Here is an 11854-nt window from a genome sequence, read left to right on the forward strand (position 1 = left end):
AATGTAACGAGCCATTCTTTACAATCTCCTGGATTACACGCGGCGCTTCTTCGGCGGACGGCACCCGTTGTGCGGGATTGGCGTCACGTCGGTGATGCTGGCGATCTTGTAGCCACAGCCGTTCAAAGCGCGGACTGCGGATTCACGACCTGGACCTGGACCCTTGACGTTAACGTCGAGGTTTTTCAGGCCATATTCCAGCGCAGCTTGACCAGCACGCTCAGCAGCTACTTGAGCAGCGAACGGGGTGGACTTGCGGGAACCGCGGAAACCCGAACCACCGGAGGTAGCCCAGGAAAGAGCGTTACCTTGACGGTCGGTAATGGTCACGATGGTGTTGTTAAAAGATGCATGGATGTGGGCGATGCCATCAACCACTGTCTTTTTAACTTTTTTACGAGGACGAGCAGCAGGTTTTGCCATGATTAAATTCCTGTCGATTCGCTGGGGCGATTACTTGCGGATCGGCTTACGCGGACCTTTACGGGTACGCGCGTTGGTCTTGGTACGCTGACCGCGTACTGGAAGACCACGACGATGACGCAGACCGCGATAGCAACCGAGGTCCATCAAGCGCTTGATTTTCATGTTGATTTCGCGACGCAGGTCACCTTCAGTGGTGAACTTCGCCACTTCGCCACGCAGCTGTTCAATTTGCTCGTCGCTCAGATCTTTGATCTTTGCTGCTGGGTTTACCCCAGTCACTGCACAGATCTTCTGCGCAGTAGTGCGACCAACACCATAGATGTAGGTCAGCGAGATAACAGTATGCTTGTTATCTGGAATGTTAACGCCTGCAATACGGGCCATTCAGTGGGACTCCAATTGACAGCTACCTACGCCCCGGAAGCCAAGAAATAGGGCGCGAGATAATATCGCTGTAATAACAAATAATCAACCCGGTAGCGCACTAGCTACCGGGCTTGAAGCACAATCACACTCAGCCTTGGCGCTGTTTGTGACGCGGTTCCGCGCTGCAAATTACTCGAACAACACCTTCGCGGCGAATAATCTTGCAGTTACGGCACAGCTTTTTCACCGATGCACGAACTTTCATCACCAACTCCTCGAACCTTATGGGTACTCAGCGCAACATGCCGCTGCCGTAACCCTTCAGGTTGGCTTTCTTCATCAGGGATTCGTACTGGTGCGAAACGAGGTGCGATTGTACTTGGGACATGAAGTCCATCACAACCACGACCACGATCAGCAACGAGGTCCCGCCAAGGTAGAACGGAACGTTTGCCGCAACCACCAGGAACTGGGGCAACAGGCACACGGCCGTCATGTATAGAGCACCGAACATGGTCAAGCGAGTCAGAACGCCATCAATGTAGCGCGCAGACTGCTCACCTGGACGGATGCCCGGAATAAAGGCACCGGACTTCTTCAGGTTTTCCGCTACGTCTTTCGGATTGAACATCAACGCCGTATAGAAGAAGCAGAAGAAAATAATCCCTGCACTAAACAGCAGAATATTCAACGGCTGACCAGGAGCGATCGACTGCGAGATGTCCTGCAACCAGCCCATACCTTCAGACTGACCGAACCAGGCACCCAACGAAGCCGGAAACAGCAAAATGCTGCTCGCGAAAATAGCCGGAATAACACCGGCCATGTTCACTTTCAGCGGCAAGTGGCTAGTCTGCGCAGCAAAAACCTTACGGCCCTGCTGACGCTTGGCGTAGTGAACAGCAATACGACGCTGACCACGCTCAATGAACACCACGAAACCGATAATCGCTACTGCCAGCAAACCGATGGCAACCAAGGCGAAGATATTGATATCACCCTGACGTGCAGACTCGAAAGACTGCCCGATTGCTCTCGGAAGACCGGCGACGATACCCGAAAAAATCAACATCGAGATACCGTTACCTACACCACGCTCAGTAATCTGCTCACCCAGCCACATCATGAACATCGCACCAGCCACAAACGTGGATACCGCGACGAAATGGAAGCCAAAGTCACCAGTGAACGCAACGCCCTGCCCGGCCAGACCAATGGACATGCCAATAGCCTGAACCAGAGCAAGGACGACGGTGCCGTAGCGGGTGTACTGGCTGATCTTGCGACGGCCAGCTTCACCTTCCTTCTTCAACTGCTCCAGCTGCGGGCTGACGGCTGTCATCAGTTGCATGATGATCGATGCCGAAATGTACGGCATGATCCCCAGTGCAAAGATGCTCATCCGTTCCAGCGCACCGCCGGAGAACATGTTGAACAAGCTAAGAATGGTCCCCTCATTCTGTCGAAACAGGTCTGCGAGTCGGTCCGGGTTGATACCTGGAACCGGGATGTGTGCGCCTATTCGGTAGACGATAATCGCCAGGAACAGAAAACGCAGACGAGCCCAGAGTTCAGACATACCGCCTTTGCCGAGCGCAGAGAGAGCACCTTGCTTAGCCATTTATTCCTCGAACTTGCCGCCAGCTGCTTCGATAGCCGCACGCGCACCTTTGGTGGCGCCGATTCCCTTGCCGATAGTGACAGCGCGAGTCACTTCACCGGACAGCATGATTTTCACACGCTGTACGTTGACGTTGATCACGTTGGCATCTTTCAGGGACTGCACGGTGACGATGTCGCCTTCCACTTTAGCCAGCTCGGACAGACGCACTTCTGCGCGGTCCATGGCTTTCAGGGAAACGAAACCGAACTTCGGCAGGCGACGATGCAGCGGCTGTTGACCGCCTTCAAAGCCTGGAGCAATGGTGCCACCGGAGCGGGAGGTCTGACCTTTGTGACCACGGCCACCAGTCTTACCCAAACCGCTACCGATACCACGGCCCGGACGATGCTTTTCGCGACGGGAACCCGGCGCTGGACTCAGATCATTGAGTTTCATCGATTAACCCTCGACACGCAGCATGTAGTAAGCCTTGTTGATCATCCCGCGATTCTCGGGAGTATCCTGGACTTCTACAGTGTGACCGATGCGACGCAGACCCAGACCCTTAACGCACAGTTTGTGGTTAGGGATGCGGCCGGTCATGCTTTTGATCAGCGTTACTTTAACGGTAGCCATGATCAGAAGATCTCCTTGACGCTTTTGCCACGCTTGGCGGCAATGGATTCAGGAGACTGCATAGCTTTCAAACCTTTGAAAGTGGCGTGAACCACGTTTACCGGGTTAGTCGAGCCGTAGCACTTGGCCAGAACGTTCTGAACGCCAGCAACTTCGAGGACAGCACGCATAGCGCCGCCAGCGATGATACCGGTACCTTCAGAAGCAGGCTGCATGTACACCTTCGAAGCGCCGTGAGCGGACTTCATTGCGTACTGCAGAGTGGTGCCGTTCAGATCAACTTGGATCATGTTGCGGCGAGCAGCTTCCATTGCCTTCTGGATCGCAGCAGGCACTTCACGCGACTTGCCACGGCCGAAGCCAACACGCCCTTTACCATCACCTACCACGGTCAACGCGGTGAAAGTGAAGATACGGCCGCCTTTAACGGTTTTGGCTACGCGGTTAACTTGAACCAGCTTCTCAATGTAGCCTTCGTCGCGCTTTTGGTCGTTATTTGACATAACTTAGAACTCCAGCCCAGCTTCACGAGCAGCATCAGCCAGCGCTTTAACGCGGCCGTGGTACTTGAAGCCAGAGCGGTCGAAAGCCACTTGCGAGACGCCAGCGGCCTTAGCACGCGTAGCGACCAGCTGGCCAACCTTTGTGGCCGCGTCGATGTTGCCAGTGGCGCCATCACGCAGTTCTTTATCCAAAGTCGAGGCGCTTGCCAGGACTTTGTTGCCGTCGGCCGAGATGACCTGGGCGTAGATGTGCTGCGACGAGCGGAACACGCAGAGACGCACGACTTCGAGTTCGTGCATTTTCAGGCGTGCTTTGCGAGCGCGACGCAGTCGAGTAACTTTTTTGTCGGTCATTTGCTATGCCCTACTTCTTCTTGGCTTCTTTACGACGGACGACTTCGTCCGCGTAGCGCACACCTTTGCCTTTGTACGGCTCTGGTGGACGGAAGTCGCGGATCTCAGCGGCCACTTGACCTACCAGCTGCTTGTCGATGCCCTTGATCAGGATATCGGTCTGGCTAGGAGTCTCAGCGGTGATGCCTTCCGGCAGTTCGTAATCCACTGGGTGCGAGAAGCCAAGGGCCAGGTTCAGAACCGTGCCTTTTGCTTGCGCCTTGTAACCAACACCGACCAGCTGGAGCTTACGCTCGAAGCCTTGGCTTACGCCTTGGACCATGTTGTTTACCAACGCACGCGTGGTACCGGCCATTGCGCGAGTTTGTTGATCGCCATTGCGAGCAGCGAAACGCAGCTCACCAGCTTCTTCAACGATCTCAACGGACGAATGGATGTTCAGTTCAAGAGTACCCTTGGCACCCTTCACCGAAAGCTGTTGGCCTGCGAATTTTACTTCGACACCGGCTGGCAGCTTAACGGGGTTCTTAGCGACGCGAGACATGCTTATCCCCCCTTAGAACACAGTGCAAAGAACTTCGCCGCCGACACCGGCAGCGCGCGCAGCACGATCCGTCATCACACCTTTGTTGGTGGAGACGATAGACACGCCAAGACCGCCACGAACTTTCGGCAGATCTTCAACGGACTTGTACTGACGCAGGCCTGGACGACTAACGCGCTTCACTTCTTCGATAACCGGACGGCCTTCGAAGTACTTCAGCTCGATGGACAACGACGGCTTAGCGTCGGTGGTGATCTGAAAATCCGCGATGTAACCTTCGTCCTTCAGGACTTTTGCTACAGCCACCTTCAGCGTGGAAGACGGCATGCTTACGACAGACTTTTCAGCCATCTGGGCATTACGGATTCGAGTTAGCATGTCCGCTAACGGGTCCTGCATACTCATGGGCTAGACGCTCCTAATACAGAAAAATTAGCCTTGCGGCTACTACTTGTCGCCGAGAACTTCCGGGCATGAAAAACACGGGCTCAGGCGAGCCGGTCATTCTAGACACACCCCAGAAATGAATCAAGCCCCAAAAGGGGCTTGATTCAGATTCAAGGCCACCGATGGTCAGGTTCTTGCAAACCCGACCATCAAGGCTTTGACAACGATTACCAGCTGGCTTTAACCAGACCTGGAACGTCACCACGCATTGCAGCTTCACGCAGTTTGTTACGGCCAAGGCCGAACTTGCGGTAAACGCCGTGCGGACGACCAGTCAGGCGGCAACGGTTACGCATGCGCGAAGCGCTTGCGTCACGTGGTTGCTTCTGCAGAGCTACGGTAGCTTCCCAACGCGCTTCTGGACTTGCGTTCAGATCGACGATGATAGCTTTCAGCGCTGCACGCTTGGTGGCGTACTTGGCAACGGTGAGCTGACGCTTCAGCTCACGGTTTTTCATGCTCTTCTTGGCCATTTTCCTACTCCAATCAGTTGCGGAACGGGAATTTGAAAGCACGCAGCAGAGCGCGGCCTTCATCATCGTTCTTGGCAGTGGTGGTCAGGGTAATGTCCAGACCGCGGAGAGCATCGATCTTGTCGTAGTCGATTTCCGGGAAAATGATCTGCTCTTTCACGCCCATGCTGTAGTTACCACGACCATCGAAGGACTTGGCATTCAGGCCGCGGAAGTCGCGAACCCGAGGCAGGGAGATCGACAGCAGACGATCCAGGAACTCGTACATACGCTCACGGCGCAGGGTCACTTTGACACCGATCGGCCATCCTTCGCGGACTTTAAAGCCAGCGATGGATTTACGAGCGTAGGTCACAACGACTTTCTGGCCGGTGATCTTTTCCAGGTCAGCAACAGCGTGCTCGATGACTTTTTTGTCGCCGATCGCTTCGCCCAGACCCATGTTCAGGGTGATTTTGGTAACGCGCGGAACTTCCATCACGTTCGAAAGCTTAAGTTCTTCCTTAAGTTTCGGAGCGATTTCCTTCCGGTAAATCTCTTTTAGTCGTGCCATGGTCTTCTACCTAGCAGTGTTCAAGCATCAACCGCTTTTTGGGTCGACTTGAAGACACGAATTTTCTTACCGTCTTCTACTTTGAAACCAACGCGGTCAGCCTTGTTGGTTTCGCCGTTGAAGATGGCGACGTTGGAAGCGTGCAGTGGCGCTTCTTTCTCGACGATACCGCCCTGTACGCCCGACATCGGGTTAGGCTTGGTATGACGCTTGACCAGGTTCAGACCGCCAACAACCAGACGGTTGTCAGCAAGAACCTTCAGCACCTTACCGCGCTTACCTTTGTCTTTGCCGGCGATCACGATGATCTCGTCGTCACGACGAATCTTTTGCATGTCGGATCTCCTTACAGCACTTCTGGGGCGAGCGAGACGATCTTCATGAACTTCTCAGTACGAAGTTCACGGGTCACTGGCCCAAAGATACGGGTGCCGATCGGCTCTTGCTTGTTGTTCAGAAGAACAGCAGCGTTGCCATCAAAGCGGATAATGGAGCCATCAGCACGACGTACGCCGTGACGAGTGCGGACTACAACAGCAGTCATCACTTGGCCTTTTTTCACTTTACCGCGAGGAATTGCTTCCTTCACGGTAACTTTGATGATGTCACCGATACCAGCGTAACGACGATGGGAGCCACCCAGCACCTTGATGCACATAACACGGCGAGCGCCGCTGTTATCGGCCACATCGAGCATGGATTGAGTCTGAATCATATAATTTCTCCGACCCCTAGCCCTTAGACTTCCACAGCGCGTTCGAGAACATCAACCAGCGCCCAAGACTTGGTCTTGGCCATCGGACGAGTTTCACGAATAGTGACTTTGTCGCCGATGTGGCACTGATTGGTTTCGTCGTGCGCGTGCAGCTTAGTCGAACGCTTAACGTATTTACCGTAGATCGGGTGCTTAACGCGACGCTCGATCAGAACGGTGATGGTTTTGTCCATCTTGTCGCTGACAACACGGCCAGTCAGCGTACGGACAGTTTTTTCGGCTTCAGCCATGATCACTTACCTGCCTGCTGGTTGAGCACAGTCTTCACGCGAGCGATGTCACGCTTAACTTGCGAGAGCAGATGAGACTGCCCCAACTGGCCAGTTGCTTTCTGCATGCGCAGATTGAACTGGTCGCGCAGCAAGCCGAGCAGTTGCTCGTTCAGCTGCTGTGCGGATTTTTCACGAAGTTCATTCGCTTTCATCACATCACCGTCCGTTTAACAAAGGAGGTGGCGAGCGGCAGCTTTGCAGCAGCCAGGGCGAAAGCCTCACGCGCCAGCTCTTCAGAAACACCCTCGATTTCATACAGGACTTTGCCTGGCTGAATCTGGGCAACCCAGTACTCCACGTTACCCTTACCTTTACCCATACGAACCTCGAGAGGTTTTTTGGAGATCGGCTTGTCCGGGAATACACGGATCCAGATCTTGCCGCCACGTTTAACGTGACGGGTCAGAGCACGACGCGCTGACTCGATCTGACGAGCGGTGAGACGACCACGAGCAACAGACTTCAGCGCGAACTCGCCGAAGCTGACTTTGCTACCGCGCAGTGCCAGACCACGGTTGTGGCCGGTCATCTGCTTGCGGAACTTCGTACGCTTTGGTTGCAACATTTGGCGTACCCCTTACTTAGCAGCTTTTTTACGAGGCGCTGGTGCTTGTGGTTTCAGTTCTTCTTGGCGACCACCAATAACTTCGCCTTTGAAGATCCAAACCTTTACACCGATCACACCGTAAGTGGTGTGAGCTTCGTAGTTGGCATAGTCGATGTCGGCACGCAGGGTGTGCAATGGCACACGACCTTCGCGATACCATTCAGTACGTGCGATTTCAGCACCGCCGAGACGACCGCTCACTTGGATTTTGATGCCTTTGGCACCAATGCGCATGGCGTTCTGTACTGCGCGCTTCATAGCGCGACGGAACATTACGCGACGCTCCAGCTGCTGAGCTACGCTCTGCGCAACCAGCATACCGTCGAGCTCCGGCTTGCGGATCTCTTCGATATTGATGTGCACAGGCACACCCATTTGCTTGGTCAGGTCCTGACGCAGTTTCTCAACATCTTCACCTTTCTTCCCGATAACGATACCTGGACGAGCGGTGTGGATGGTGATGCGTGCAGTTTGAGCCGGACGATGGATATCGATACGGCTTACGGACGCGCTTTTTAGTTTGTCTTGGAGATACTCACGCACTTTCAGATCTGCGAACAAGTAGTCCGCATAAGTCCGACCGTCTGCGTACCAGACGGAGGTGTGCTCCTTGACGATTCCCAGGCGAATGCCAATGGGATGTACTTTCTGACCCATCTCTTCGACTCCGTTACTTGTCAGCAACCTTGACAGTGATATGGCAAGACCGCTTGACGATGCGATCAGCACGGCCTTTGGCACGTGGCATGATGCGCTTCAGCGAACGCCCTTCGTTGACGAAAACGGTGCTGACCTTCAGGTCATCAACGTCTGCGCCTTCGTTATGCTCGGCGTTGGCTACGGCCGACTCCAGCACTTTCTTCATGATCTCGGCGGCTTTCTTACTGCTGAAAGCCAACAGGTTGAGCGCTTCGCCCACCTTCTTCCCGCGGATCTGGTCGGCGACCAAGCGGGCTTTCTGGGCGGAGATTCGAGCGCCCGACAACTTAGCGGCTACTTCCATTTCCTTACCCCTTAACGCTTGGCTTTCTTGTCAGCCACGTGCCCGCGATAGTTGCGGGTACCGGCGAACTCGCCCAGTTTGTGGCCGACCATGTCTTCGTTAACGAGAACTGGGACGTGCTGACGACCGTTGTGTACTGCGATGGTCAGACCGACCATTTGTGGCAGGATCATCGAACGACGCGACCAGGTTTTAATTGGTTTGCGATCGTTCTTTTCCGCCGCCACTTCGATCTTCTTCAGTAGGTGAAGATCAATAAAAGGACCTTTTTTCAGAGAACGTGGCACTGTCGTATCCCTCTATTTACTTGCGACGACGGACGATCATTTTGTCGGTACGCTTATTACCACGAGTCTTCGCGCCCTTAGTCGGGAAGCCCCATGGCGATACCGGATGACGACCACCAGAGGTACGACCTTCACCACCACCATGTGGGTGGTCAACCGGGTTCATGGCAACACCACGAACGGTTGGGCGAACGCCACGCCAGCGTTTGGCACCAGCTTTACCCAGCGAACGCAGGCTGTGCTCGGAGTTCGAGACTTCACCCAGGGTCGCACGGCATTCAGCCAGGACTTTACGCATTTCACCGGAACGCAGACGCAGGGTCACGTAGACACCTTCACGAGCGATCAGCTGAGCCGAAGCACCAGCGGAACGAGCGATCTGTGCACCTTTACCTGGCTTCAGTTCGATGCCGTGTACGGTAGAACCGACTGGAATGTTGCGCAGTTGCAGAGCGTTGCCTGGCTTGATTGGAGCCAGAGCGCCCGCGATCAGCTGGTCGCCAGCACTCACGCCTTTAGGGGCGATGATGTAGCGGCGCTCGCCGTCTGCGTAGCAGAGCAGTGCGATGTGAGCAGTACGGTTTGGATCGTATTCGATACGCTCGACAGTGGCGACGATGCCATCTTTGTCGTTGCGACGGAAATCGACCATACGATAATGCTGCTTATGACCACCACCGATGTGACGAGTGGTAATACGGCCATTGTTGTTACGACCACCAGTCTTCGATTTTTTCTCGAGCAGCGGTGCGTGAGGAGCGCCTTTATGCAGCTCCTGGTTGACCACCTTGACCACAAAACGGCGGCCAGGGGAAGTCGGTTTGCATTTAACGATTGCCATGATGCACCCCTTCCTTACTCAGCACTGCTGCTGAAATCGAGATCTTGGCCTGGCTGAAGGGAGATAACTGCCTTCTTCCAGTCATTACGCTTGCCCAGACCGCGAGCAGTGCGCTTGCTCTTACCCAGAACATTCAGGGTAGTGACGCGCTCTACTTTCACGCTGAACAGGCTTTCGACGGCCTTCTTGATTTCCAGCTTGGTTGCGTCAGTAGCAACCTTGAAAACGAACTGGCCTTTCTTGTCTGCCAGAACCGTAGCCTTCTCGGAAACGTGCGGGCCAAGCAGAACTTTAAATACGCGTTCCTGGTTCATCCCAGCAGCTCCTCGAATTTCTTCACGGCCGACACGGTGATCAACACCTTGTCGTATGCGATCAGACTAACTGGATCGGAACCTTGAACGTCACGTACATCTACGTGCGGCAGGTTACGAGCAGCCAGGTACAGGTTCTGATCAACAGCGTCCGACACGATGAGAACATCGGTCAGGCTCATGTTGTTCAGCTTGCCCAGCAGATCTTTGGTTTTCGGAGTTTCAACAGCGAAATCCTGAACCACGACCAGACGATCAGTACGCACCAGCTCAGCAAGGATGGAACGCATTGCTGCGCGATACATCTTCTTGTTCAGCTTCTGGGAGTGATCCTGAGGACGAGCTGCGAAAGTGGTACCGCCGCCACGCCAGATTGGGCTACGGATAGTACCGGCACGAGCACGGCCAGTACCTTTCTGACGCCATGGGCGCTTGCCGCCACCACGAACGTCGGAACGGGTCTTCTGCTGCTTGCTACCTTGACGGCCGCCGGCCATGTAGGCCACGACTGCTTGGTGAACCAGCGTCTCGTTGAATTCGCCGCCAAATGTCAGTTCGGAAACTTCGATCGCTTGAGCGTCATTTACATTTAATTGCATGTCAGCTTCCCCTTAACCGCGAGCCTTGGCTGCTGGACGTACAACCAGGTTGCCGCCAGTAGCGCCAGGAACAGCGCCCTTGACCAACAACAGATTGCGTTCAGCGTCCACGCGCACTACTTCCAGGGACTGCACGGTCACGCGCTCAGCGCCCATATGACCGGACATTTTTTTGCCCTTGAATACACGACCAGGAGTCTGGCACTGGCCGATAGAGCCTGGGACGCGGTGGGATACGGAGTTACCGTGGGTGTTATCTTGCCCGCGGAAATTCCAACGCTTGATCGTACCCTGGAAGCCTTTACCCTTGGACTGACCGGTTACATCAACCAGTTGACCAGCGGCGAAGATTTCAGCGTTGATCAGATCGCCAGCCTGGTACTCGCCTTCTTCAAGACGGAATTCCATGGTGGTGCGACCAGCGGCAACGTTCGCCTTAGCGAAGTGGCCAGCCTGAGCTGCTGTTACACGCGAAGCGCGACGCTCGCCGACAGTGACTTGCACTGCACGATAGCCATCGGTCTCTTCAGTTTTGAACTGGGTGACGCGATTCGGCTCGATCTCAATGACCGTGACCGGAATGGAGACACCTTCTTCGGTGAAAATACGGGTCATACCGCATTTACGACCGACTACACCAATAGTCATGTTGTAAACCTCATGAGTGTACGGGGCTTTCACCCGCTATGGCCGCCCATTTCAGAGCGTTACACGACTAAGACCGAGTCTTAGCCGAGGCTGATCTGCACTTCCACACCGGCCGCAAGATCAAGCTTCATAAGAGCATCAACGGTTTTATCCGTTGGCTGGACGATGTCCAGAACGCGCTTATGAGTGCGGATTTCGTACTGGTCACGCGCGTCTTTGTTGACGTGCGGGGAAACCAGAACGGTGAACCGCTCTTTACGGGTAGGCAGTGGAATTGGACCACGCACTTGAGCACCAGTACGTTTCGCGGTTTCCACGATTTCCTGGGTTGATTGGTCGATCAGGCGATGGTCGAAAGCCTTCAACCTGATACGGATTTGCTGATTTTGCATTGGATTTCAGACTCCGGCTGCTATTCCCACCGGGCGCAATACGCCCGTTAAAAGGAGGCGCAATTCTATAGACGCCCCAGATAGGTGTCAACCCAATAAAAAAGCCCCCGCTGAGCGGGGGCTTTTTCAATCCATCAAGCAGACTCTATAAAAGAGATTACTCGATGATTTTGGCTACGACGCCAGCGCCGACGGTACGACCGCCTTCACG

At 54.5% G+C, this 11854-nt stretch carries 25 protein-coding genes; all 25 read right to left on the reverse strand.

The genetic code is table 11. From position 1 onward, the window contains the following. Positions 1-33: 33 nt before the first annotated feature. Entirely contained in the window at positions 34-423 is a 390-nt protein-coding gene (gene rpsK, locus DBR24_RS03120; RefSeq protein WP_002555466.1) for a 30S ribosomal protein S11, read from the reverse strand. A 30-nt stretch (positions 424-453) separates the two neighbouring features. Continuing rightward, on the reverse strand, positions 454-810 hold the full coding sequence (rpsM, locus tag DBR24_RS03125; RefSeq protein ID WP_003186020.1) for a 30S ribosomal protein S13: 357 nt from the start codon (positions 808-810) through the stop codon (positions 454-456). 130 nt (positions 811-940) lie between these two features. Next, the gene (rpmJ, locus tag DBR24_RS03130) at positions 941-1057 is read right to left on the reverse strand and encodes a 50S ribosomal protein L36 (RefSeq protein WP_002555468.1); all 117 of its coding nucleotides are present in this window, start codon (positions 1055-1057) and stop codon (positions 941-943) included. 27 nt (positions 1058-1084) lie between these two features. After that, the gene (secY, locus tag DBR24_RS03135) at positions 1085-2413 is read right to left on the reverse strand and encodes a preprotein translocase subunit SecY (RefSeq protein ID WP_003228718.1); all 1329 of its coding nucleotides are present in this window, start codon (positions 2411-2413) and stop codon (positions 1085-1087) included. Next, positions 2414-2851, reverse strand: a complete 438-nt coding sequence (rplO, locus tag DBR24_RS03140; protein ID WP_003228720.1) for a 50S ribosomal protein L15 — start codon at positions 2849-2851, stop codon at positions 2414-2416. A 3-nt stretch (positions 2852-2854) separates the two neighbouring features. Further along, a complete protein-coding gene (gene rpmD / locus DBR24_RS03145; RefSeq protein ID WP_003176408.1) occupies positions 2855-3031 on the reverse strand; it encodes a 50S ribosomal protein L30 in 177 nt (58 codons plus the stop codon). 2 nt (positions 3032-3033) lie between these two features. Next, positions 3034-3534: a 30S ribosomal protein S5 gene (rpsE, locus tag DBR24_RS03150; protein ID WP_003186035.1), complete on the reverse strand. Its 501-nt coding sequence runs from the start codon at positions 3532-3534 to the stop codon at positions 3034-3036. 3 nt (positions 3535-3537) lie between these two features. After that, on the reverse strand, positions 3538-3888 hold the full coding sequence (gene rplR, locus DBR24_RS03155; RefSeq protein ID WP_003186037.1) for a 50S ribosomal protein L18: 351 nt from the start codon (positions 3886-3888) through the stop codon (positions 3538-3540). Between the two features lie 10 nt (positions 3889-3898). Next, positions 3899-4432, reverse strand: a complete 534-nt coding sequence (gene rplF, locus DBR24_RS03160; RefSeq protein ID WP_003176412.1) for a 50S ribosomal protein L6 — start codon at positions 4430-4432, stop codon at positions 3899-3901. Positions 4433-4444: 12 nt separating this feature from the next. Then, entirely contained in the window at positions 4445-4837 is a 393-nt protein-coding gene (rpsH, locus tag DBR24_RS03165) for a 30S ribosomal protein S8 (RefSeq protein ID WP_007918458.1), read from the reverse strand. 209 nt (positions 4838-5046) lie between these two features. Next, positions 5047-5352 (reverse strand): 30S ribosomal protein S14, encoded by a 306-nt coding sequence (gene rpsN, locus DBR24_RS03170; protein ID WP_003228726.1) that lies wholly within the window; start codon positions 5350-5352, stop codon positions 5047-5049. 13 nt (positions 5353-5365) lie between these two features. Then, complete coding sequence (gene rplE, locus DBR24_RS03175) at positions 5366-5905, reverse strand: 50S ribosomal protein L5 (protein WP_003210069.1); 540 nt, start codon at positions 5903-5905, stop codon at positions 5366-5368. A 20-nt stretch (positions 5906-5925) separates the two neighbouring features. After that, entirely contained in the window at positions 5926-6240 is a 315-nt protein-coding gene (rplX, locus tag DBR24_RS03180; protein ID WP_003186046.1) for a 50S ribosomal protein L24, read from the reverse strand. Between the two features lie 11 nt (positions 6241-6251). Beyond that, positions 6252-6620, reverse strand: coding sequence for a 50S ribosomal protein L14 (rplN, locus tag DBR24_RS03185; protein WP_002555479.1), 369 nt, complete (start codon positions 6618-6620; stop codon positions 6252-6254). A 23-nt stretch (positions 6621-6643) separates the two neighbouring features. Further along, positions 6644-6910 carry a 30S ribosomal protein S17 gene (gene rpsQ / locus DBR24_RS03190; RefSeq protein ID WP_003194644.1) on the reverse strand — a complete coding sequence of 89 codons (267 nt, stop codon included), beginning with the start codon at positions 6908-6910 and terminating at the stop codon, positions 6644-6646. 2 nt (positions 6911-6912) lie between these two features. Continuing rightward, positions 6913-7104 carry a 50S ribosomal protein L29 gene (gene rpmC, locus DBR24_RS03195; protein ID WP_002555481.1) on the reverse strand — a complete coding sequence of 64 codons (192 nt, stop codon included), beginning with the start codon at positions 7102-7104 and terminating at the stop codon, positions 6913-6915. After that, the gene (gene rplP, locus DBR24_RS03200) at positions 7104-7517 is read right to left on the reverse strand and encodes a 50S ribosomal protein L16 (protein WP_003228729.1); all 414 of its coding nucleotides are present in this window, start codon (positions 7515-7517) and stop codon (positions 7104-7106) included. The genes rpmC and rplP overlap by 1 nt, the downstream gene beginning before the upstream one ends. A gap of 12 nt (positions 7518-7529) precedes the next feature. Next, positions 7530-8216, reverse strand: coding sequence for a 30S ribosomal protein S3 (rpsC, locus tag DBR24_RS03205; protein ID WP_003176422.1), 687 nt, complete (start codon positions 8214-8216; stop codon positions 7530-7532). A gap of 13 nt (positions 8217-8229) precedes the next feature. Continuing rightward, positions 8230-8562 (reverse strand): 50S ribosomal protein L22, encoded by a 333-nt coding sequence (gene rplV, locus DBR24_RS03210; RefSeq protein WP_003103908.1) that lies wholly within the window; start codon positions 8560-8562, stop codon positions 8230-8232. Positions 8563-8573: 11 nt separating this feature from the next. Next, entirely contained in the window at positions 8574-8849 is a 276-nt protein-coding gene (gene rpsS / locus DBR24_RS03215) for a 30S ribosomal protein S19 (RefSeq protein ID WP_011336172.1), read from the reverse strand. A 16-nt stretch (positions 8850-8865) separates the two neighbouring features. Next, entirely contained in the window at positions 8866-9690 is an 825-nt protein-coding gene (rplB, locus tag DBR24_RS03220; RefSeq protein ID WP_003228734.1) for a 50S ribosomal protein L2, read from the reverse strand. Between the two features lie 14 nt (positions 9691-9704). Next, entirely contained in the window at positions 9705-10004 is a 300-nt protein-coding gene (gene rplW, locus DBR24_RS03225) for a 50S ribosomal protein L23 (RefSeq protein ID WP_002555488.1), read from the reverse strand. Next, positions 10001-10603: a 50S ribosomal protein L4 gene (gene rplD / locus DBR24_RS03230; protein WP_003228735.1), complete on the reverse strand. Its 603-nt coding sequence runs from the start codon at positions 10601-10603 to the stop codon at positions 10001-10003. Before rplD ends, rplW begins: the two co-directional genes overlap by 4 nt. Positions 10604-10615: 12 nt before the next feature. Next, positions 10616-11251 carry a 50S ribosomal protein L3 gene (gene rplC, locus DBR24_RS03235; protein ID WP_003228738.1) on the reverse strand — a complete coding sequence of 212 codons (636 nt, stop codon included), beginning with the start codon at positions 11249-11251 and terminating at the stop codon, positions 10616-10618. A gap of 80 nt (positions 11252-11331) precedes the next feature. Continuing rightward, complete coding sequence (gene rpsJ, locus DBR24_RS03240) at positions 11332-11643, reverse strand: 30S ribosomal protein S10 (protein ID WP_003186070.1); 312 nt, start codon at positions 11641-11643, stop codon at positions 11332-11334. Between the last annotated feature and the right edge of the window lie 211 nt (positions 11644-11854).

The sequence above is a fragment of the Pseudomonas sp. HMWF006 genome (assembly GCF_003061205.1).
GTDB lineage: Bacteria > Pseudomonadota > Gammaproteobacteria > Pseudomonadales > Pseudomonadaceae > Aquipseudomonas > Aquipseudomonas monsensis.

Coding starts and splice junctions, on each gene's coding strand:
- rpmD (WP_003176408.1), bottom strand. CDS start 3,031: ATGGCTACCGTTAAAGTAACGCTGATCAAAAGCATGACCGGCCGCATC.
- rpsE (WP_003186035.1), bottom strand. CDS start 3,534: ATGTCAAATAACGACCAAAAGCGCGACGAAGGCTACATTGAGAAGCTG.
- rpsK (WP_002555466.1), bottom strand. CDS start 423: ATGGCAAAACCTGCTGCTCGTCCTCGTAAAAAAGTTAAAAAGACAGTG.
- rplD (WP_003228735.1), bottom strand. CDS start 10,603: ATGCAATTAAATGTAAATGACGCTCAAGCGATCGAAGTTTCCGAACTG.
- rplR (WP_003186037.1), bottom strand. CDS start 3,888: ATGACCGACAAAAAAGTTACTCGACTGCGTCGCGCTCGCAAAGCACGC.
- rpsJ (WP_003186070.1), bottom strand. CDS start 11,643: ATGCAAAATCAGCAAATCCGTATCAGGTTGAAGGCTTTCGACCATCGC.
- rpsH (WP_007918458.1), bottom strand. CDS start 4,837: ATGAGTATGCAGGACCCGTTAGCGGACATGCTAACTCGAATCCGTAAT.
- rpsC (WP_003176422.1), bottom strand. CDS start 8,216: ATGGGTCAGAAAGTACATCCCATTGGCATTCGCCTGGGAATCGTCAAG.
- rpmJ (WP_002555468.1), bottom strand. CDS start 1,057: ATGAAAGTTCGTGCATCGGTGAAAAAGCTGTGCCGTAACTGCAAGATT.
- rpsQ (WP_003194644.1), bottom strand. CDS start 6,910: ATGGCTGAAGCCGAAAAAACTGTCCGTACGCTGACTGGCCGTGTTGTC.
- rplC (WP_003228738.1), bottom strand. CDS start 11,251: ATGACTATTGGTGTAGTCGGTCGTAAATGCGGTATGACCCGTATTTTC.
- rpmC (WP_002555481.1), bottom strand. CDS start 7,104: ATGAAAGCGAATGAACTTCGTGAAAAATCCGCACAGCAGCTGAACGAG.
- rplO (WP_003228720.1), bottom strand. CDS start 2,851: ATGAAACTCAATGATCTGAGTCCAGCGCCGGGTTCCCGTCGCGAAAAG.
- rplV (WP_003103908.1), bottom strand. CDS start 8,562: ATGGAAGTAGCCGCTAAGTTGTCGGGCGCTCGAATCTCCGCCCAGAAA.
- rplF (WP_003176412.1), bottom strand. CDS start 4,432: ATGTCTCGCGTCGCTAAGAACCCCGTTAAGCTGCCAGCCGGTGTCGAA.
- rpsN (WP_003228726.1), bottom strand. CDS start 5,352: ATGGCCAAGAAGAGCATGAAAAACCGTGAGCTGAAGCGTCAGCTCACC.
- rplN (WP_002555479.1), bottom strand. CDS start 6,620: ATGATTCAGACTCAATCCATGCTCGATGTGGCCGATAACAGCGGCGCT.
- rplW (WP_002555488.1), bottom strand. CDS start 10,004: ATGAACCAGGAACGCGTATTTAAAGTTCTGCTTGGCCCGCACGTTTCC.
- rplE (WP_003210069.1), bottom strand. CDS start 5,905: ATGGCACGACTAAAAGAGATTTACCGGAAGGAAATCGCTCCGAAACTT.
- rplB (WP_003228734.1), bottom strand. CDS start 9,690: ATGGCAATCGTTAAATGCAAACCGACTTCCCCTGGCCGCCGTTTTGTG.
- rplP (WP_003228729.1), bottom strand. CDS start 7,517: ATGTTGCAACCAAAGCGTACGAAGTTCCGCAAGCAGATGACCGGCCAC.
- rpsM (WP_003186020.1), bottom strand. CDS start 810: ATGGCCCGTATTGCAGGCGTTAACATTCCAGATAACAAGCATACTGTT.
- rplX (WP_003186046.1), bottom strand. CDS start 6,240: ATGCAAAAGATTCGTCGTGACGACGAGATCATCGTGATCGCCGGCAAA.
- secY (WP_003228718.1), bottom strand. CDS start 2,413: ATGGCTAAGCAAGGTGCTCTCTCTGCGCTCGGCAAAGGCGGTATGTCT.